General features: G+C 66.1%; 14 protein-coding genes. 7 read left to right on the forward strand and 7 right to left on the reverse strand.

Features of this window, described 5'->3' with window-relative positions:
- Positions 1 to 143 precede the first annotated feature (143 nt).
- The gene (locus tag KDG50_06145; GenBank protein ID MCB1864992.1) at positions 144 to 1,964 is read right to left on the reverse strand and encodes a dimethyl sulfoxide reductase anchor subunit; all 1,821 of its coding nucleotides are present in this window, start codon (positions 1,962 to 1,964) and stop codon (positions 144 to 146) included.
- A gap of 163 nt (positions 1,965 to 2,127) precedes the next feature.
- On the opposite strand from KDG50_06145, the gene KDG50_06150 reads away from it, so the two are divergent.
- Genes KDG50_06150 through KDG50_06160 form a run of 3 tightly spaced genes read left to right on the forward strand, consistent with a single transcriptional unit; the run spans position 2,128 to position 5,149 of the window.
- Positions 2,128 to 3,117, forward strand: coding sequence for an FkbM family methyltransferase (locus tag KDG50_06150; protein ID MCB1864993.1), 990 nt, complete (start codon positions 2,128 to 2,130; stop codon positions 3,115 to 3,117).
- Entirely contained in the window at positions 3,114 to 3,473 is a 360-nt protein-coding gene (locus KDG50_06155) for a TfoX/Sxy family protein (GenBank protein MCB1864994.1), read from the forward strand. Before KDG50_06150 ends, KDG50_06155 begins: the two co-directional genes overlap by 4 nt.
- Positions 3,474 to 3,511: 38 nt before the next feature.
- Positions 3,512 to 5,149: a hypothetical protein gene (locus KDG50_06160; protein ID MCB1864995.1), complete on the forward strand. Its 1,638-nt coding sequence runs from the start codon at positions 3,512 to 3,514 to the stop codon at positions 5,147 to 5,149.
- 300 nt (positions 5,150 to 5,449) lie between these two features.
- On the opposite strand, the gene KDG50_06165 is transcribed toward KDG50_06160, so the two are convergent.
- A complete protein-coding gene (locus KDG50_06165; protein MCB1864996.1) occupies positions 5,450 to 7,069 on the reverse strand; it encodes a DUF3369 domain-containing protein in 1,620 nt (539 codons plus the stop codon).
- 13 nt (positions 7,070 to 7,082) lie between these two features.
- Positions 7,083 to 8,864, reverse strand: a complete 1,782-nt coding sequence (locus tag KDG50_06170; protein ID MCB1864997.1) for a HAMP domain-containing histidine kinase — start codon at positions 8,862 to 8,864, stop codon at positions 7,083 to 7,085.
- A 139-nt stretch (positions 8,865 to 9,003) separates the two neighbouring features.
- Between KDG50_06170 and KDG50_06175 the strand changes: the two genes are divergently transcribed.
- From KDG50_06175 to KDG50_06185, 3 genes are all read left to right on the forward strand, one after another.
- The gene (locus KDG50_06175) at positions 9,004 to 9,777 is read left to right on the forward strand and encodes an MBL fold metallo-hydrolase (protein ID MCB1864998.1); all 774 of its coding nucleotides are present in this window, start codon (positions 9,004 to 9,006) and stop codon (positions 9,775 to 9,777) included.
- A 2-nt stretch (positions 9,778 to 9,779) separates the two neighbouring features.
- A complete protein-coding gene (locus KDG50_06180) occupies positions 9,780 to 11,549 on the forward strand; it encodes a response regulator (GenBank protein ID MCB1864999.1) in 1,770 nt (589 codons plus the stop codon).
- A 193-nt stretch (positions 11,550 to 11,742) separates the two neighbouring features.
- Positions 11,743 to 12,396, forward strand: coding sequence for a hypothetical protein (locus tag KDG50_06185; GenBank protein MCB1865000.1), 654 nt, complete (start codon positions 11,743 to 11,745; stop codon positions 12,394 to 12,396).
- A 39-nt stretch (positions 12,397 to 12,435) separates the two neighbouring features.
- On the opposite strand, the gene KDG50_06190 is transcribed toward KDG50_06185, so the two are convergent.
- The 4 genes from KDG50_06190 to KDG50_06205 all read right to left on the reverse strand — a co-directional run bounded on the left by KDG50_06190 (position 12,436) and on the right by KDG50_06205 (position 18,826).
- Positions 12,436 to 12,810: a response regulator gene (locus KDG50_06190; GenBank protein MCB1865001.1), complete on the reverse strand. Its 375-nt coding sequence runs from the start codon at positions 12,808 to 12,810 to the stop codon at positions 12,436 to 12,438.
- A gap of 11 nt (positions 12,811 to 12,821) precedes the next feature.
- Positions 12,822 to 15,242 carry a response regulator gene (locus tag KDG50_06195; protein ID MCB1865002.1) on the reverse strand — a complete coding sequence of 807 codons (2,421 nt, stop codon included), beginning with the start codon at positions 15,240 to 15,242 and terminating at the stop codon, positions 12,822 to 12,824.
- Positions 15,243 to 15,344: 102 nt separating this feature from the next.
- Positions 15,345 to 18,038 (reverse strand): MMPL family transporter, encoded by a 2,694-nt coding sequence (locus tag KDG50_06200; protein ID MCB1865003.1) that lies wholly within the window; start codon positions 18,036 to 18,038, stop codon positions 15,345 to 15,347.
- A gap of 434 nt (positions 18,039 to 18,472) precedes the next feature.
- Positions 18,473 to 18,826: a cyclic nucleotide-binding domain-containing protein gene (locus KDG50_06205; GenBank protein ID MCB1865004.1), complete on the reverse strand. Its 354-nt coding sequence runs from the start codon at positions 18,824 to 18,826 to the stop codon at positions 18,473 to 18,475.
- Positions 18,827 to 19,056: 230 nt separating this feature from the next.
- Between KDG50_06205 and KDG50_06210 the strand changes: the two genes are divergently transcribed.
- A complete protein-coding gene (locus tag KDG50_06210; GenBank protein MCB1865005.1) occupies positions 19,057 to 20,298 on the forward strand; it encodes a hypothetical protein in 1,242 nt (413 codons plus the stop codon).
- Positions 20,299 to 20,441 lie beyond the last annotated feature (143 nt).

Consider the following 20,441-nt stretch of genomic DNA (forward strand, 5'->3'; position numbering starts at 1 on the left):
ACCCGCCGCCGACGCTGCTCGGGCGAACGGTAGACGGCCGCGAAGACAGCCTCGCGCAGCGGGTCTCTGGAGCGTGTGGAAACAGCCGACATTGATCCAATATCGCTGTCACCGCCTCGCTCGGCAAGGGCCGGTCGGGCACCTCAATGCGCCGCGGGCAGCACGCCAGTCTGCGGCAGGTCGGCAAGCCCGGTTTCGCGCGCGTGCGCCTCGAACGCCCGATTGCGCCAGAAGAACGCCCCGGGCATCGTCGTCGGAATCACCAGTGCGTAGAACAGCATGCGGCCGAGGATTGCCGCACCGGCCACGGCCAGCGAGAGCGCCAGCCAGCCGCCCGCGGCCACCGGACCCGTGGGCGCCGCCAGCGCCATTGCGACCGCAAGGACCAGGCCCGCGGCGAGCAGCGCGTAGCGCAACGCCGCCGTGTGGCCGAACATGGTCGCCTGCACCAGCATGGCGGCCGCGCCCTCACCGCCGCGCACGCGCATGGCGCGCGCGTGCGCCCACAACCCGATCGCTTCGAATGTCAGTCCGAGCGCAATCAGTGCCGCGAGTGGCCTCAGGCTCGCGTCCGGCGCGCTGCCGATCACGAGCACGATCAGGCCGAGCGCGGCGGCGCCAAGCCCCAGCATGTTGCCAAGGAACGCCGTGAGCACCTGCCAGTGGTCCCAGTACGGCCGCGCCGGAATGCGGTAGATGCGATGCATGAAGTACAGGGCCGCGATACCCGCCAGGACCGCGCCAGCGCCGGCCGCCGACTCGGCGATCCGGTGCCAGCCGTCCGGCAGCCAGCCCCACCAGCCGGGGAACGCGCTGAGCAGCGTGTACAGACCAAGCAGGTTGTAGAACACCGCGATCCCGGCAACTTCGCGCGACACCGGCGACCAGCGCAGATTGTTGAAGGCGCGGTAGAAACGGTGCGGCCGACCGAGATGCAGTGTCGACAGTACCAGGGCCAGGGTCTGCGCACCGATCAGCGTGAACAGCAGCAGCGGCCAGGCGATCGGATTTTCCGCGCCCGGCACCCAGTCCAGCCCGAGACTGCGTCCCGCAAAAAGGACTGCGAACAGGCCCACCACGGCCTGCGAAACCAGCGTGAACACCACCAGCGGATTCTCGCGCGTGGAGAGCTTCGCGATCCCCCAGCCGCGCGGGCCGGTCGATGTGGCCGGCGCCGGGCGGTGACGGTCGGCGCTCTCGCGCACGTAGCGCAGCGGCATGGCGTCCGGGCGGGTGAGCTCGCCCGGCAGCGAGCGGGTCTGCTGGAAGCGGATGTTCGGATGCGTGATGGTTGGGTCCGGAAACCCCGGGATGCGGGTCTCGAGCTGGTCACGTCCGGCCGGCGTCGTCTCGACAATGCCGAAGTCCAGCGCCCCGGCCAGACAGGCCGCGGCACAGGCGGGCTTCAGGCCGACCTCGAGCCGATCCACACACATGTTGCACTTGGAGACATGGCCAGCCTGGGTGTCGAGCTGCGGGGCGTTGTACGGGCACACCCAGGTGCAGTAGCCACAACCGAAGCAGATGTCCGGGTCCTGCAAGACGGCGCCGTACTCGGCGAACTTGGTGTAGGCGCGCGTCGGACAGCCCTTCAGGCACACCGGGTCGTCGCAGTGGTTGCACGCCATCGAAATGTTCAGGCGCTGGTAGGCTGGGTAGCTGCCGCCTTCGACATAGCCCACCGAACGAAACGCCAGATGCGCAGGCAGGTCATTCTTCTCGGAACAGGCTGCCTCGCAGGCATGGCAGGCGATGCAGCGGTCGGCATTGAAGTAGAACCCGTGCTGCTTGTAGCGATTCGGGTTCGACGAAACCCCGTGGTCGCCGTTGATCCCGAGGCTCTGATCGCGCAGCCCATGGCCGACCGGTACCGTTTCAATCGGCACGCCGTAGCGGTTCTCGGCCGGGTGCGCGGCATCCGGCACGCGTGCGTAGGCAGGTTCGTTCGATCGGGCTTGGAACATCAGGCTAGACTGCGCAGCTCAGGGCATGCCGCCTTGCGAAGCAAACGGCGTGCCATGCCATCGCGCCGGAAATGCGCGGTCTGAGCGGCGCGACGCACCAGATCAGGGAATCACGGTCGAAGCCCGCACCGTTTCGGAACACCCGTCGGGAGAACCGGCCAGTTTGAACCGCTTTACGAAAACGGCCCTGCACTGGACCATGCGCGGGCTCACGCGCGGGCTCGTCCCGCTGCTGCGGTTTCGTCCCGTATTGCGGCTATACAACGCCGCGTACGAACGCGCACCGCGCCCGGCGCTGCTGCTGGCGAACCGCATGGTGCGGCGCCCGAAGGTCGACGACTACCACTGGACCGTCCGGCTGGCGAACGGCAGGCGCGTGCGGATTCCGATTGGCGGCGGCAGCGAACCCGGCTGGGCGGTGGCGCTGGAGTACCGCCGCCACGCACCGGGGCTGAACCGGCTGGAAGCCGTGCTCTGCGACCTGCTCGCACCGGATGCGCCGTACCTCGATATCGGCGCGAACCGCGGCCTGCGGTCGCTGACCGCACTGTCGACAGGTCGGCCGGTGTTCATGTTCGAGCCGAACGCGCGCCTCAACGCAATCAACCGGCGCAACTGCGAGGCCAACGGGTTCGACAACGCGCACATCGTCGCGGCCTGTGTATCCGACGCGCCTGGCAGTGTCGATTTCTATTTCGACGCAACCGGATTCCTGTCCACGGTGCACGGGGAACGCATCGAGGAGAAGATCGTCGACCGGGTGGAAACCGTTCCCGCCATCACGCTGGACGCCTTCTGGCGCGAGACGTTCGGCACGGCCAGCGATGCGCTGATCAAGATCGACGCCGAGTGGCACGAGCGTGCCGTGATCTCCGGCGGGCGCGAGATGATTCAGGCGCTGTCGCCGACGCTGATCGTGGAGGTTCAACGCGACGCAGACCTCGATTTCATCAGCGGCGAACTGCTGCCGGCGGGCTACCGGGTCTGGCAGATCGACGCCCACTCGACCGCCGCGCGGATCCTGCATCCGCTGTCGCCACCACTGGGCGCGGGCGCACACCTGCCTGTCGACTCGCGCGATTTCCTGTTTGCGCTTCGCCCCGAAGTTCACGACGCGGTGCGGCCACTCGAGGCACCCCCCGTCAGCTCATGAGCGTCTCGGCGGAATTCCTCGACTGGATCAGCGAGCGCCTCGCGCCGATGGGCGCGATCCGCACCCGTCGCATGTTCGGCGGCGCGGGAATCTACTGCGAGGCGGATTTCTTCGCGATCGTCATCGACGACACGCTGTACCTGAAGGTCGACGAGCTCGACCGGCCACGTTACGAGGCGCAGGGACTCGCGCCGTTCACCTATCAGGCCGGCTGCGGCCGAACCACGACGCTGGGCTACTATCCGGCCCCCGAGGCGGCCCTGGATGACGACGAGGCCCTGCTCGACCTCGCCCGCGCCGCACGTGATGTCGCCCGGCGCGCGGCAGGCGGCAAGCGCAAGCCGCGCCGGAAGTAATCGACCCCCAAGCCCGAACACCGCAACCGGAGCCATCCATGCAGACCCCCCTGAACCGGCTGATGTTGACGCTTGCCCTGGCGATGAGTCTGCCGGCGTTTGCGTTCGAGCCCGCCGACGCACAGATCAAGAGCGCCGTGGCGGACCTTGCCCGCTTCGAACAGCAGGTCGGGAGCGGCGCGATCTCGAAGGCCACCGCGCAGCGCACACTGCGCCTGCTCGGCCTGGCGCGCCAGCGCCTGGACAGCTCGCCGAACCACGCGGATCCTTCGTGGACCGACGCCGATGCACGGTATCGGGCGCTGGAATCGCGCCTGCAGGCCGCCGTCGACGGCTCCACAGGCCCGGCCCCCAGCGCACCGCCGGCAGGCCCGGCTACGACCCGCGCAGCACCCATGGCTGCGCCAGTGCCCAGCGCGGCGCCGCAGATGATTTCCCACCAGCGCGTGCGCGTGACAAAGCTCGGGCGCGATATCCAGAGCGCGACCGACAGCCTGGATCGCGACGGGGTCAAACCGTTCCAGGACCCGGCCTACGTCGCGAAACAGTCCACGCTGGCGCAGCGGTTCGAGCACGATCTGCAAAACTACTCGGACTTCGCGACAGACCCCGCAGTCACGGACGCCCACGCCCGACTCACACGGTTTCGCGAACTGCTGGCCTTCGGCACGCGCGAGGGCGAGGCCGCACGCGCGGCCCTCGGCGACGTGCAGGCCCGTCTGCGGGTGATCGATGGTCACCTCGCGAACTCCCCGCGCCCACCGGCGCCGCCATACACACAGGCCGACATCAGTGCGTGGAGCACGGCCAGCACGGCGGCACTCGCGAGCATCGACGCCGACCTGAAAACCCTCGCGGACCTCAAGGCCCGGGCCCACCTACCGCTGACCCACGGCACCGTCGGCCAGGGTGCGGCCTACGATTTCCAGGATGTCGACCGCATCCGGGGTGCGATGGAACGCACGCGCCGGCAGATCGACGAAAGCCGCGCTCAGCTGGCATCGAACCTCGGCGCGCAGATCGAGCAGGTCGAACGAACACTCGACAGCTTCGATCGGCTCAACCCCGACGACGAGCACGACCGCAGCAACGGCTTTCTCGGCGAGGGGGTCGCCGACGAGCGTCGCGCGCGACTCGCTGACCAGCGCGCGATCGTGCTGGCCGCCATCGCGCAGCAGCAGGCCGCCGGTGGCGGCAGCCACTCGGCACTGCTGGATCGGGTCGACCGCACCGCGCGCGAATATGAGGCCAGGCACAAGCGCGCGCTCGACGGCATGCGCATGCCAAAACGCGCCAGCCGCGACGACGCCGAGTTGCAGAAGATCGCGCGCGAGACATTGGCGAACCCGAAGTACGGGGTCGGCGAGATTCGCCGGCTCGTGGTCAACACGCAAAAGACCCACCGCGAGAAGCAGACCAGCGAAACGCAGTACGACGACGTCGACGTGAGCCTGGGCGGCAAGATCACCCTGCACGGCACGCAGACGACGTACTTCTACGAGTGGGACGAGTTTCAGGTCGCGACCGCCGAACCGGTCGGTGCGAAACACCACGTGTTCTACAACACGCTGAAGTACTTCACGCGCGGCGCGTCAACGACGCCGCTGAACCGCTGGATCGTTGCGAACCGCTTCCAGGGCAACGAGATTCCGGCCGGGAATATCGATCGGGACTGACCGGCGCCGCGCCACGCCGCTAACAGGCTGTTGAAATTCTCATTTCGACAGCCTGATATCGCGAGACACGGACGTCTCGCCCGAAAATCGAACATCCAAATGTTTGATTTTCGTGAGCAACCGAAAACCACGCTTTTCGGTTGCGACGTTGAAAAGGCCATGGATGGGCCTTTTTCAACAACCTGTTAAGGAAACTCTGAATTGTCAGAGTTTCCCTAAGCACATGGACGTGCTGCTCTGGCAATCGGGGATGGATTGATCAGAGCTTCCCAAAAAAGGCCGGATGAACCGCTGCCGACTTCAGTCGCCGTCGGCCGTGGCCGCGGGGCGCGCCGGAACCTCGGGAGCGTCGTCGGCGTAGCGCTCGCGGATCGCCGTGAACTCGTCGAGGTGATCGAGCAGCAGGTCGGTGAGTTCGGGATCGAACTGCAGGCCGCGCAGATCGCGAAAATGTTCCGCGATCTGTTCGGCAGGCCACGGCTCCTTGTAGCTGCGCGCGTTGCCGAGCGCATCGAAGACATCGGCAATCGCCGCGATCCGCCCGTACAGATGGATCTGTGTGCCGACCAGCCCGCGCGGATAACCCTGGCCGTTCCACCATTCGTGGTGCTCGCGCGCGATGGTCGCGGCGGCGCGGAACAGCGGCCGCGGCGATTTCGCGAGCATTTCGTAACCCAGCTCGGCATGGGTCTGCATGACGGTCCATTCGTCGCCATCCAGCGGGCCGGGCTTGTGCAGGATCGAATCCGGAATCGCGATCTTGCCGATGTCGTGCATGGGCAGCGCGAGCGCAAGCAGTTCGGTTTCCTCTTCGTCCATTCCGTACAGCCGCCCGAGTTCGCGGCCGATCTCGGCGACGCGCACGATGTGGCGGCCGGTTTCCCGTGAACGGAACTCGGCGATCGTGCCCAGCGTCGTGACGATCTCGTGCTGGGTCTCCTCGAGTTCGCGCGTCAGGTGCAGGTTGTCGAACGCGAACGAGGTGTTCAGGCAGAAGGTGTCGATCAGGCTGCGGTCGGTGTCGTCGAGTTCGCGCCGTCCACCGCCCAGATACAGCACGCCATGGTTGCCGTAGCGGCTGCCGAAGTAGGCGACGAAGCCGCCCCGGACGAACTGGCTGTGGCGGGTGCGCAGCGTCTGGTCGACGGCCTCGAGCAGTTCCGGATCGGCAAACTCGCCCAGTCGCTGGGTCGCCTTGCCGGCGAAATCCCCGGTGCCGGCGATGATGATTTGCCTTCCGGCCTCGGCCGGCGAACGATCCGACAACAGCGCTAGGCTGCGGCTGTAAAAGCCGCTCGCGCCGCCAGCCAGCATGCCCTGCAACTGCAACAGCACGCCTTCGATGAAGCTCGTCAGGGACTGGTTCGTCGACAGCCGGTTGGAAGACTCGATGATGTAGAGCAGTCCCTCGCGCGCACGCGCGAGCGCGGCGAGATTTTCGTAATTGCGCAGCGAGGCGACCATCAGCGTGAACAGCTTGGTCGCGGTGAGTTCGGTCTTTTCCTTGTAGTCGTTGATGTCGTAGTCGACGATCACGCGCCGTTCCGGCGCCTGCCCGGGCTGTCCGGTCCTGAGAATCACCCGCGTGAGCGCGCAGTTGTGCTCCTCGCGCAGCCAGCGCACGAGTTCAAGGCCGGCATGCTCGGTCTCCATAACGACGTCGATCAGGGCGACGGCAATATCGTCGTGCCGCTCGAACAGCTCGCGCGCCTCGGCGGCCGAGTAGGCGTGCAATAGATTGAGGCCGACGGCCTTGTACTGGAAATCCGCCAGCGCAAGCCGCGTGACGTCGTGGATGGACTGATCATCGTCGACGACCAGCACGCGCCACGGCTGCTGGGCATCCGCTTGGCTGCGATCCGAGGCGCCCGCCTCTGGCTCCTCGGCAAAACGGAACAGTGCTTCGTCGGTCATGGTCATCGTTCTCTCGTTGTCAGGTCTGCCGGGCCGTGCGCTGTTCGAGCCGCTGGGGCATGTGGACCCGGAAGCCGGCGCCGTACGGACATTCGACCGCATCAAGCAGCCGAATCCCGCCTCCCAACGGGCCGGTCACCAGATTGTAGACCACACTCAGGCCAAGTCCACTGCCGCCGCGGCCGCGGGCGGTCGTGAAGAACGGTTCGAAGACCAGCGAGCGGTGTTCGGCCGGGATGCCGCGGCCGTTGTCGCGGTAGTCGAGCACGACCTCGCCGGGGCGGCCGATGTACGCTCGCATCTCGATGCGCCGGCTCGCGCTGTCGTCGTCCCAGGCGTGGGTCAGCGAGTTCGTCACGAAGTTCGTGACGACCTGCGCGAGCGCGCCCGGCACGCTGTGCAGGCGGATGCCGGGCGTGCAGTCGACGACCAGCTCGATCGGCGAGCGCTTCAGCTGCGGCTTGAGGTTCAGCAGGACCTCGTCAAGGTAGCCGCACAGATCGAATTCGCGCGGCGCCTCGCTGGCCTGATCCACCGCGACGCGCTTGAAGCTGCCGATGATGGTCGCGGCGCGGTCCAGATTGCGCAGCACGATGCCGGCGGCCTCGTCGGCGGAGTTAAAAAAGCCATACAGATCCGAGCGTTTCATGTCGCCCTGGTCGGCGTGCGCGCGCAGGCCGGCAATCTGCTCGCGCAGCACCGAGGCGGCCGTCACGCCGGAACCGATCGGGGTGTTGATCTCATGCGCGACACCGGCGACCAGCCCGCCGAGCGAGGCGAGCTTGTCGGCCTCCACCAGTTCGGCTTGCAAACGCTTCTGCTCTTCGAGCGCGCGGCGCAGGGCGCTGTTGCCGTCCGCCAGCGCGAATTCGGCCATCTGGCGTCGGTGCTCCTCGCGCAACAGCACGACAGTGAGTCCGGCGCCCAGGGCCGCGATCAGGAAAAACACCAGCGCGGCATCGCCGATCAGCCGCCAGCGCTGTTCGAAGTAGATCGCCTCCGAGACCAAGTCCACCAGCAGCCAGCGGGTACCGGCGATCTCGGCACTCGCGGCGGCGGTTGCGAGTTCGGCCTCAGTCAGCCGGATCGCCTCGCCCAGCTGGTCGCGCCCACCGCTGGCCGTGACCTCGATCAGGGTCGGATCGTCGTTGCGCACGATCGCGAGCCGGTGATCCGGCACCTGACCGGCGGCCAGCACGCGCGCGATGTCGTCGAGCCCAAAGCTGACCATGAAGACAAAGGCTGAAACGTCCGGCGTGGCCCCGATCCGCACGGGAAGGTCAAAGTGATAGCGCTCGCCATTCGGGTGGACGAACACCTGGTAGGCGTTGTCCAGCATGGCGAACGAATGCACGTCGCGGGCGCAGACCTCGCCGACCACGCCGTCGAAGTCGTCGAGCCGGATGACGCCCCGGCCGTCGGCGACAGTGAAGGCGAAACGGCCCGGGAAATGCCGGTCGAGGTCCTTTGCGATCGCATCCCTCAGCGGATCGGCATCCGGGGTCGCAAGCAGGGCGGAGATCGCCGCGCGACGGTCCTCGGCGAAGGTCTGCACCGAGCGGCGGTGGCTGGCGATCAGAAACCCGACCTCGTCGGCCGTCGCCGCGACCGAAGTGGCGGCCAGACGTGCCTGATTGGCGCGAAAGTCGTCGAGCCGCTGGCTGGTCGTCCACGCCAGCAGCAGCCCGGTAAAGACCAGCGCGGCGATGTACAGCAACAGGGGGTGCGTTGCCCGCGCGCCCCGGCGTGAGGGGCGTGCCTCGCCCTGGACGGAATCGGTTTCGCTGGTGGTCTCGTTCATGCGTGGCCACAGAGTCTGACGAGCGGCGCTGCGGCGAGCAACTTCGCAAAACTGGCGCGCCGCCGGCTTAGTGCTATTCTTCGGCCTACAAACGCGCGATCGGACGAGCCCACGCGCGCCGAAGGGGAACAAATCGTCCATGCAGCTTCGATTTCTGGGTACCGGCGCCGCATTCTGCATGTCGCCGGACAATTTCCAGTCGAACCTCCTGTTGACCAGCCCGGGCGGGCGAAGGCTTCTGATCGACTGCGGAACGGACATCCGTTTTGCACTGCGCCACGCCGGGATTGCGGTCGCGGCCGTCACCGACATCTATATCTCGCACCTGCACGCCGATCATGTCGGCGGGCTCGAGTACATGGGCTTTTTCAACCGTTTCGGTACCGACCGCGGACCACTGCCGCTGTATATCTGCGAATCCATCGCGGACGCGCTGTGGGGCGAGTCGCTGGCGGCCGGCATGCAGGTAACCTCGGGGCACGACAGCGCACTGGCCGACTACTTCGACGAGCGCAAGGTGGCGCCGGACGGCCATTTCGTCTGGGAAGGCATGGAGATGCATCTGGTTCCGACGCGACACGTCGTCGGCGACAAGCGCGTGATGCACAGCTACGGCCTGGCGTTTCGCATGGACGGCAAGTCGGTCTACTTCACCGCCGACACCCGCTACTGTTATGACGACCCTGTGGTCCGGCCCTACATGGATGCCGCGGACGTCATCTTCCACGACTGCGAAACGACCGATTACGTCACCGGCGTGCATGCGCACTTCGACGAACTCGCGGCGATGCCCGCGAAGATCCGCAGAAAGACCTGGCTCTACCACTACGACGACGGCACGCTGCCCGATGCAAAGGCCGCCGGTTTCATCGGCTACGTCGAGCGCGGCCAGCAGTTCGACTTCAGCAGTTGACCATGAGCAAAGACGATACCGCCGGTTCCGTGCTCGTCACCCAGGAGCAGATCTCCAAGCTCCGCCACGACCTGCGCACACCGATCAACCAGATCATCGGCTACAACGAGCTGGTGCAGGAGGTCGCGGCCGATTCCGGCTATGAGGACATCGACTCCGACCTGGAACGCGTCAACAATGCCGCGCGCGCGCTGCTCGACCGTCTCGAGCACTGCATGGCGGACCTGCTGCGCGCCAGCCAGAAGCCGGACGAGATCGACACGGTCAACCAGCCCCAGGCCGGCACCGAGGGCGAACCCACGCCAGTCGTGGATTTCACGCCGCCCAAGCTGCAACCGCATGCGCCGGCCACCGACCCGAACGCCGAGCCGGCCTATGTGCTGGTCGTCGACGACAACGAGGCCAACCGCGACATGCTCTCGCGCCGGCTCGAACGCCAAGGCTACCGCGTCGCCACCGCCAATGACGGCTACGAGGCGCTGGAGGCGATCGATCACGAGAATTTCGATGCCGTGCTGCTCGACGTCATGATGCCCGGCATCAGCGGGCTGGAAGTGCTGCACAAGGTGCGCGCGGAACGCGACATGACGGATCTGCCGATCATCATGGCGACCGCGCAGAACGCCAGCGAGGACATCGTGCGCGCGCTTGATCTCGGCGCCAACGACTACGTGACCAAACCGATCGACTTCCCGGTCGTCATCGCGCGCCTACAGACGCACCTGCGGCTGAAGGCCGCGGCCGAGGAGATCCGTCAGCTCGCCGCCGACCTCGAGCGCGGCAAGCAGTTCGTGCGCAGCGTGTTCGGTCGTTATCTCAGCGACGACATCGTCGAGAATCTGCTCGACCAGCCGGCCGGCCTGCAGCTCGGCGGTCGCAGCGAGGAAGTCACGGTATTGATGAGCGACCTGCGCGGGTTCTCGTCGATGTCCGAACAGCTGCCGCCCGAGCGCGTGGTCAAGCTGCTCAATCACTATCTCGGCGCGATGACCGAGATCATCCAGGCCCACGGCGGCACGATCGACGAGTTCATCGGCGACGCGATCCTGGTCATTTTCGGCGCACCGAATGCCATGCCCGACCATGCCGAGCGCGCCGTCGCCTGCGCGCTGGCCATGCAGCTCGGCATGGATGCGGTGAACGCCGAGAACCGGCGCATGGACCTGCCGGTGATCGAAATGGGCATCGGCATCCATTCCGGACCCGTGGTGGTCGGCAACATCGGCTCGGAGAAGCGCGCGAAGTACGGCGTGGTCGGCCGCACCGTGAATCTGGCCGCGCGCGTGGAGTCCTATACGATCGGCGGGCAGATCCTGGTCGCCGACGACACCGTGCAGCAGATCCAGAGCAAGCTCGCGCTGAGCGGCTCGACGCAGGTGTCGCCCAAGGGCTGCCGCGGTTCACTCATGATTCACAGCGTACGCGGGATCGGCGGTGTCTATCAGCGCTATCTGCCCTACCAGGACAACAAGCTCGACAGTCTGGGCACGCCGATCGGGCTGATGCTCGGCACGCTCGACGGGGTCAACGTGCCGGTACTGCATGCGGCGGGTTCGCTGGTCGGCCGTTCCGAGCGCGAGGTCGAGATCCTGCTGATCGACGCCGAACTGCAGCTGCTAACCAATGTCGCCTTCGAGATGGCGGACCCGGCACCGGCCGATCGCTGTTACGCGAAGGTAATCTGGATCGACCAGCGCGACGCCAAGCGCGGCATCCTGCGGCTGTCGTCGGTGCCGGACCCGGCGCGGGCGTGGATCGACGCCGCCGGCTGAGGAACGCCCATGTGCTGAGGGAAACCCTGAAATGTTCGGAAGCGCCCCGGTCGCTCGATCCGCGGCGGCGCACCGAAACCATGCGTCGTACAGCCCAGCGAATAAATCGACCTGAACAGTAGGCAACACACCGTTCGCGGTGGAGAATAGACCGCCTGTTCGCCACGCGCCCGAATCTGCCGGAGACCCAGCCTTGAAACCGATCATCCCGATTCTCGTATCCGCCGGCCTTGTCGCACTGACGGGCTGTGTCAGCAACCCGGAACAGGGCGGCAGCGCCGCGCCCGCCGCCGCCGGGGCCGCCGTCAGCGCGGCACAGTCCTCGCAGAATCTGCGCAACGCGCAGAAGCTCGTCAGCGAGAAAAAGTACACCGAGGCGCTGGCGGCCTACGAAGAGGTCACGCGCGAGAAGGTCTCCATCGAGCACGAGTCCTCGGCCCTGCTCGGGCGCGTGATGATTCTCAGCGGCAACCCGAACTCCAAGGAATACAGTCCGAAACTCGCCGAGAGCCTAGCGAAGATCATGCGCTCACTGGCGGTCAAGGACGACAACCCCGTGCTGTTCGAACTCACGCGTGCGGCCGAACAGCACCTGCGCGATCAGCGCCGCGTCGGCGAACTGACCAAGGGCATCAGCCAGATCAAGGCCTCGATCCCGAAGGAGCCGGGCACGAAGGCGACCGAAACCAAGGCCAGCGCCAGCGTCAGCGACCAGATCGAGGCGACCATCACCGAGCTGCAGGCGCGGGTTGGCGAACTCGAAGAGCAGAATTCGAACCTCCAGGTCGAGCTCGAACGCAAGGAACTGGCCCTGCAGCGCCTGAAGGCCGTCACCATCGGCCGCTGAAACCAATGCCGCCCGCGGTTGCGGGCGGAATACTTGGCGTCAGCCGGCGCCGGCGCCGATCAGCTTGTCGATCTTCTCGAGCAGCCGCTTGAGTTCGATCGGCTTGGTGTCGTAATCGTCACAACCCGCCGCCAGGGCCTTTTCGCGGTCCTCGGCCATCGCGTGCGCGGTCAGCGCGATGATCCGCAGCCCGGCTGTGGCCGGATCGGCCCGCAGCCGCCGCGTGGCCTCCCAGCCGTCGACTACCGGCAGGCTCATGTCCATCAGCACCACGTCCGGTGCAATGCTCTGGGCCAGGTCGATGCCCTGCTGTCCATCGACGGCCATCACGACCTCGTGGCCCTTGCGTTCGAGTCGGCGCGACAGCATGTCGCGGTTCATCTCGTTGTCTTCCACGAGCAGGATCTTCGCCATTTCTAACTCCGCTATTCGTTGCCCGCGCCGTTGGCGCGGTCGATTGCACGCCGCAGGCGCGCGCTTACAGACTGCATCAGGGTCTCGCGATCGAGCTGGTCCTTGCTGATGACCTGTTCGACCCGCCCCTTGAGCCGGTCATGGTCTTCGCTCGACAGGTCCATCGAGGTGATCACGACCACCGGAATCTCGCGCCATTCAGGCTTGGACTGCAAATTCTCCAGAAATTCAAATCCGTCCATCACCGGCATCAGAAGGTCGGTGAGGATCAGGTCAAAGGTCTTCTTCTTGTTAAGCAAATCCAGTGCCAAGTGGCCGTTCTCGGCGCCGGTGACGCGGCAGTTCTCGCGCTCGAGCGCCCGGATGACCATGCGTCGCTGCGATTCCTCATCCTCGACCACGAGGATGTTGGAACTGGTCACGGCCGGCAGCACGCGCCGCAGGGTCTCGGCCAGACGCTGCTGATCGATCGGCTTGGTGAGGTACTCGGCGACGCCCCAGCTGACGCCGGCATCGGCCTCGTCGAGCATGCTCGCGAGGATCACCGGGATGTCGCAGGTGCGCGTGTCCGCTTTCAGTGCATTGAGCACCGCCCAGCCGTTCATGCCGGGCATGATCAGGTCCAGCGTGATCGCATCGGGCTGTTCGGCACGCGCGAGTTCCAAGCCGCGCTCGCCGCCCTGCGCGACGATGACCCGGTAGCCGTCACGCGACAGGTAACGGCTTTCGAGCTGCAGAACGGCCGGGTCGTCGTCGATGACCAGCACCGTCGGCAGCCGGTCGCCGCTCGCCGAGGTCACGGCCATGGCAGGCGCCGCGGCCGCGTCACCGGACCCGGGCGGCGCCGCCGCACTCGCCTCCTGCGCGCTCGGCTCGCCGGCGATCTCGGCCGGAATCTCGAGCGTGAAGGTCGTGCCCTTGCCGGCAATGCTGGTGGCGGTGATGTCGCCGCCCATCATGCGCGCGAACTTGCGGCTGATCGCCAGCCCCAGGCCGGTGCCGCCGTACTTGCGGGTCGTGGAGCTGTCGGCCTGAGTGAACGCCTCGAACACCTTGCCGAGCTGCTCCTCGGTCATGCCGATGCCGGTATCGATGACGCGGAACACGACACGGTCGCCAGTGTTTGCATCTCCGGGCAGGCGCTCGGTCTGCAGGGTGATCGTGCCTTCCGAGGTGAACTTGCAGGCATTGCTCAGCAGGTTCATCAGGATCTGCCGGACCTTGGTCTGGTCCGATGACATCTGGCCGATGGTTTCCAGCCCGTCGGCAACGATCTTGTTGCTGTTCTTGTCGACCAGCGGCTGCACGGTGGTCAGGACGTCCTGGATCAGCTCCTTTGCATCGAAGTCTTCGGCAAACAGGGTCATGCGACCGGCCTCGATCTTGGACAGATCGAGCACGTCGTTGATCAGGGCCAGCAGGTGCTTGCCGGCGGCGCGGATTTTGACCAGGTCCTTGCTGAAGTCCTCCAGCCCGTCGTCCTCGGCATCCTCGATGAGCATCTCGCTGTAACCGATGATCGCGTTCATCGGCGTGCGCAGTTCGTGGCTCATGTTCGCGAGGAACGCGCTCTTGGCCGAATTCGCCGCATCCGCACGCGCCTTCTCGTCGCCGGCCTCGCGCAGGGCGCGCCCGAGTGCAACGGCCATGTCATTGAAGGTGGAGGCCAGCAGGCCCATCTCATCGCGATTGCGCACCTGGATGCGGTGCAGCAGATCGCCGGTGCCGATGCGCCGCGCACCGTTGGCGAGTTCGTCTAGCGAACTGCCGACATAGCGGATGATGCGCAAGCCCAGCGCCGCAGCAATCAGCACCGTGATGACGAACACCGCGCCGCCGACTTTTGCGACGAACCCGCGCGAATCGGCGATATCCTTCGCGGCAGTCTCGGCACGCGCCGACTGTCGGTCGACCAGCGCGCTGAGCTGGTCGGCAACCTGTGGAAAGCGGTCGGACAGAGGCAGGTCAACGGGCGGAGCAATCGATTTCCGACCCGAATCCTGCTGCGGCCGGGGATTGACCGCCTCTTCGCTGGGCCAGTCGACGTACTCGCGCCAGCGCGCAACGAGTTCCAGCCCCTCGCTGCTCAGCGTCTTCAGCGCATCGCGGTCTTCGGTGCTTTCGGCGCCGGCCAGGGAGTTGAACATCGCGCCGAGTTGATCCATGCGCTGGAGCATGTCGCGCCGTTCGCGCTCCGAGGTCAGACCCGATTCGCCGGTCACGCGCAGGGCCTCGATCACGCGCAGTTCCTTGAAACGGCGCTCGATGGCCTGCTGCAGACGCGTGGCATGCAGCTGTGAACTGATGGCGCTCTCCATGCCGGCCACGCCCTTTTTGTTCACGTGACCGCCCCAGAGGAACACGGCAACGTTCAGGGCGAACAGGCCCAGGATCGCAACGAGGGTCAGGGTCAGGCGTACACGCAGGGTCATGGCGATGGCTCCGGCGGCCGCAGGCGCGGTCGCCCCAGTGTACTGAGCAGGGTCGCCGCGCGCACGCGCGCAACGACGACGCATGACAATCTACCGTGCGGTTCAGCCACCGACATTGGCGAGCCGCTGGCCGATGATCGTGGCGAGATTCCGGTACAGCTTGGCCGCGGCGCGCGGATACACGCGGATCAGGTTGGCGATACCGTCCCAGTCGAGTACCAGTGCGCGTGTCTGCGCCGTGGCGATCACGTCGGCGGTGCGCGGCATGTCCGCAAGCAGGGACAACTCGCCGATCACCGAACCCGGGCCAAGTTCCCGAAGCTTCAGCCGCTCGCCGGTCTCGCGCGCCTGGTAGACCTCGGCCGCGCCGTCGAGCAGGATGAACAGCTCCTGCCCGCGACTGCCCTGCTCGACGATGGCCGCGCCCGGCGCATAGTTCTGCACGCGCGACAGAAGCACGGTCTTGCGCACCTGCCAGGGACGCAGCCCCTCGAACAGCTGGCATTCGTCCTGGATCCGGGTGCGCAGGCTCAGCGACAGGGCGTCCCACATCGTGATCAGGCGCGTGCTCGCCAGCAGCAACGGCGTCAGTACGAATGTGGCGACCGCCGCGATCGCAATGACCAGCGCGCTGAGCGCACCGAAATGCACCACTGGCGGAAACGACGAGACCATCAGCGTCGCGAAACCGGCCGCCAGCGCGAGCGAGGTCGAAAAGATCGGCAGCGCCTCCTCGCGCACCGTGCGTGCAAGCACCACGGCGCTGCGACTCTCTGTGCGGGAGTTCTCGTGATAACGCACCATGAAATGCATGGTGTCATCCACGCAGATGCCCAGCGCGATCGCCGCGGTCATGGCGGTGCCGGTATCGAGTGAGATGCCCGTCGCACCCATCACACCGAACAGCACGACGATCGGCACCAGATTCGGCACGACGGCTATCAGCCCGGCCCGTACGTTGACGAACAGTATGCCGATGATCACGACAATCACAACGGCCATCATGCCGATGGATTGCAGCTGTGCATCGATCAGCGAGTCCGCCGCACGCAGGTGCAGAATCGAATCGCCCGTCGCGCGCAGGCGCAGCCCACGATCGAGATGTTCGCCGGCCCAGCCCTGAATCGCGTCCAGCAGTTCGGCCAGCGCCTCGGTCGATTCGCGGTCATGGCGAACCAGGATGCGCGCTTCCGAATAATCCACGTCGACGAACGCGGCAAAGCGGTCGTGAGACACCAGCGCGGTGTACTCGCGCACGACGTCATCGAAGTCCGGCAGATAGGGCTGCGCGCCGTCGTCGCCCTCCATCGCGGTGTGAATCAGCGCGATGTGGTCCGCGAACGAAAGCGTCTTGTCCGCCAGTGCATTGTCCTCGAGCCAGCGCTGAAACTCCTGGATCGCCTTCAGGTAGCGCACCTGCTGAAAGGTGCCCTGGATGCCGGAGTCGATCAGCACGGAGAAGCTTTCCAGCCCGGCGATCTCTTCGCCGAGGGTGGCGACGCGTTGCAGGACCTCGGACTGGCGGTCGAAGTAGCCGAGCGAACTGTTGTTCACGCGCAGGCCCAGTGTTCCGTACAGCGATACCGCGACGATGATCGCCGTGGCGATGAACACCTTGAGCCGCGCGCCCGAAATGCGTCGATACAGCCCCTCGGCGAAGGCGCCGAATACATCGGCGACACTGCGGGTGGGGCGTACGCGTCCGGCATCCGGCCCGAAACTCAGCGCCGCCGGCAGCAGGCTGACCGTGATGGCGAAGTTGAACGCCAGACCGGTCGAGGCAATCAGTCCGAACTGGTGGAGCAGATGCAGGTCGTTGAGTGAAATGGACAGAAAACCGAGATAGGTCGTCAGAAACGTCAGCGTCACGGCCATGCCCATGCGCCGGTTCATCGCACCGAGCGCACGCGCTCGCGTTTCGCCGCTCGAGCGCACGGCGATGAACTCCGACAACAGGTGGATGTCCTCGGTCGAACCGATGATCACCAGCAGCGCCGGCACGACCGAGGTCATCACGTTCACCGGTATGCCCAGCCATGCCATCAGACCGAGCGTCCACACGACACTGAGCAGCGCCGTGGTCATCGGCAGCGCCACGGCGCTCGTGCGTCGCAGCGCCAGCCCGAGGGTTACGAGCAGCACCCCGAGGGCCAGCGGGACGATGCTGGTCTGATCGGCGCGGATGCGTTCGGCGATGCGCTCGCGCACGAACGGCCCGCCAATCTGAAACGCCTGCTCAAACTCGGCGCGAACCGGTTCGATTGCATGGTCAAGGCCCGCGACCACGCGTGCGTCGAAGTCCTCGCCATCGGGCTCGCGCAAATAGACGTTGACGGCCATCGCGGGCCTGTCCACCGCGAGCAGATTGTTCGCAATGAACGGGTCGCGGCGCGCGGCCTCGATCGCCTCCTCGAATACCGCGGGCTCATCGAACGGCGGCGTCAGGTACGGCGAGGCCTGGAACTCGTCGTTGACCGTGCGCATGCGGCTGACTGAAAACAGGCTCTCGGTGCGCGCGACGAAAGGCAGCTCACCGATCCGTTCGATCGTGGCATGCGCGCTCGACAGCCCGGCGGCATCCAGCAGGTTCGCACCCGCAAGGTAGACGACGACCAGGCTCTCGGAACCATAGGTGTCGTGCAGGTGCGAGTTGAGCGCGACGGCCTCGGGCTCGCTGCTCGCAAGACCTTCGGCCAGCAGCTGAAACTGCAGGCGATCAAGAGACCAGGCCATGGCCACGGTGATCGACGCCAGCACGGCCAGCACCAGCCAGCGGTGCCGCGCCGCGAGATCCATGAAATACCCCATACCCCCGCCTTGAAAGTACGACCATTTGCGCCGGTCGTGCGCGCAAACGTCTGCCCGTCGGCCGCCCGAAACCGGAGCCGGCCCGGGCGATTACGCGCGCTTGCCCCTGATGTCGACCCCTCTTGGACGGGGGTCTTAACAGGCTGTTGAAATTCCCTTTTCAAAAGCCTGTTATCGCGAGAGAGGGACGTCTCGCCCGAAAATCGAACACCCAAGTGTTTGATTTTCGTGAGCAACCGAAAACCGCGCTTTTCGGTTGCGATGTTGAAAAGGCCATGGATGGGCCATTTTTTTTCAACAACCTGTTCAAGCCGCCCGCGACAGGACGCGGGCCACCGCTTGGGCGCGATCCCGCAGGACGGGCCGCTCGCCGCGGTCGATTCTACCGGTAGCGCGACGGCTTGTGCGGGTTTCGGCCCGGGTCAGGCCTGGGTGCGCAGGCGCAGGCGGTCGGCCAGGATGCCCATGACCTCGAGGGCGAAGTACGGCTGCTGGGTGACCAGAAACACGAACCGGCGCTGGTCGACGGTGACCACCCGGCAGTCGGTGCGTGCCCTGACCGTTGCGCTACGCACTTCACGGTCTATCAAGGCCATTTCACCGAAAATCTCGCCTGGACCGTGGGAGTTGATGGGCTTGTCGCCAACCAGCACCTCGACCTCGCCGTCGAGGACGTAATACATCGCATCGCCCGGGTCGCCTGCGGCAAACAGCGTGGCACCGGCCGGAAACTCGCGAATCGTGGTTTCATGCTTGAGCAGATCGAATACGGACACCGGGGCAGCCCTCGGGAAAAATCGAACGAGTCAGTCTGGGCGCGGGATGTTTCAAAATGATTACGGGCGCGGCGAGCACATGCGATGCAAACGGGCGCAAATGCCCCAAGCGGCCCTGCGGCATCCGGCGGAAACTGCGTTTACACGCGTTTGCGCATGCGCCCCGGCGGCGTTAGCCTGAACGCGCCCGCAGCAGGCGGGCTCCGCAGCTCCAGTAGGCGTCAGCGCCCGTGAAAAAGCTCTTCGGCATCGCAACCAGCCTGGCGTTTCTGGCGCTGATCGCATTCGTGCTGTACGCCTTTGTGCTGCCGTGGCGGGTCAAGGTTCGGCTTGACGAGGCGATCGAAACCGTTTCGCCGTTTGCAGAGATCGGCTACGGGCGTGTCGAGACCGAACTCGGTGGGCGGCTGCGGCTGGTCGAGCCGGTCGTTGCCGAACGCGGCGGCGATCGGTCACTGCGCGCCGAGCATCTGACCGTGGACTTCGGCGGCACCCTGAACCTGATCGAGGCCCTGGTCGGCAGCCTCGACAACTTCCCGGACCGCTTCGGCGTACGCCTCAAGGCCATCGAACTGCGCGGGCCGCGCGCAGAAGGCGCGCCCCAACTCGCCTCGGGCGGCTGGCCGCGGGCCTGCGGCGCGTTTCCGCAGACCTTCACCGTCGCCACCGCCGAACGCCCGCTGGACCTCAGCGTGTCGCTGATCGTCGAACCCGGCGGCAGTGTGGAAGCCGCGCTCGACGTGCTCGTGGCCGGTTTCACGCGCGACTACGCAACCCTTCGCATCAGCGGCCTGAATCGGGAGATTCCCGAGCGCTCGAACCCACAGCTGCGCTATCTGCAGCTGGAACACGACGACCTCGGTGCACTCAAGGCGCTGGTCGCCCAATGCATCCAGGCCAGCAATGCGGATCGGGCCACCGTGCTGGGGTGGTTTGTCGACGCAGCTGGAGACCAGCTGGGCGCGCGCAGCGACGAACGCCTGAACGCCGCGACCCGGGACGAACTGCAGGCCTATCTCGATCAGCCAGGCACCCTGCTCCTGACCGGCAAGCCGACCGGCCAGATCGACAGCGTGCGGCTGAACACCGAGGGCAGCCTGCCGCTGCTGCGTGAGATCGAGTTCACGCTGACGGTTGGCGATCGCAGCGACGTCACCATCGGATTCGAGCCGCGCCCGGAATCAGCCGCGAGCGGTGCGGACAGCGGCGCGGATCACCAATCCGCGACGGATTCCGCGGGTGCGCCGGCAGCACGCGAACGCCGGCCGACGCTGCGCACGATCGGTTACGACGCGATGGGTGACCACGTCGGGCGGATCGTCGAGTTCGAAGCCACCGACGGGCGCATCTACCGCGGCCGGCTGATCGACGACGGGCTCGAGGCCATCGGCATCGAACAGCGCTACGAAGGCGGCCGCTGGACCTACTACCCGAGCCCGGAAACCACCCGGCGCATCACGCTCCTGCGCTAACAGGCTGTTGAACTTCTCTTTTCAGCAGCCTGTTAGCGCGAGGCAGGGTCGTCTCGCCCGAAAATCGAACACCCAAGTGTTTGATTTTCGTGAGCAACCGAAAACCGCGCTTTTCGGTTGCGATGTTGAAAAGGCCATGGAGA

The sequence above is a fragment of the Chromatiales bacterium genome (assembly GCA_020445605.1).
In the GTDB taxonomy this organism is placed as follows: domain Bacteria; phylum Pseudomonadota; class Gammaproteobacteria; order JAGRGH01; family JAGRGH01; genus JAGRGH01.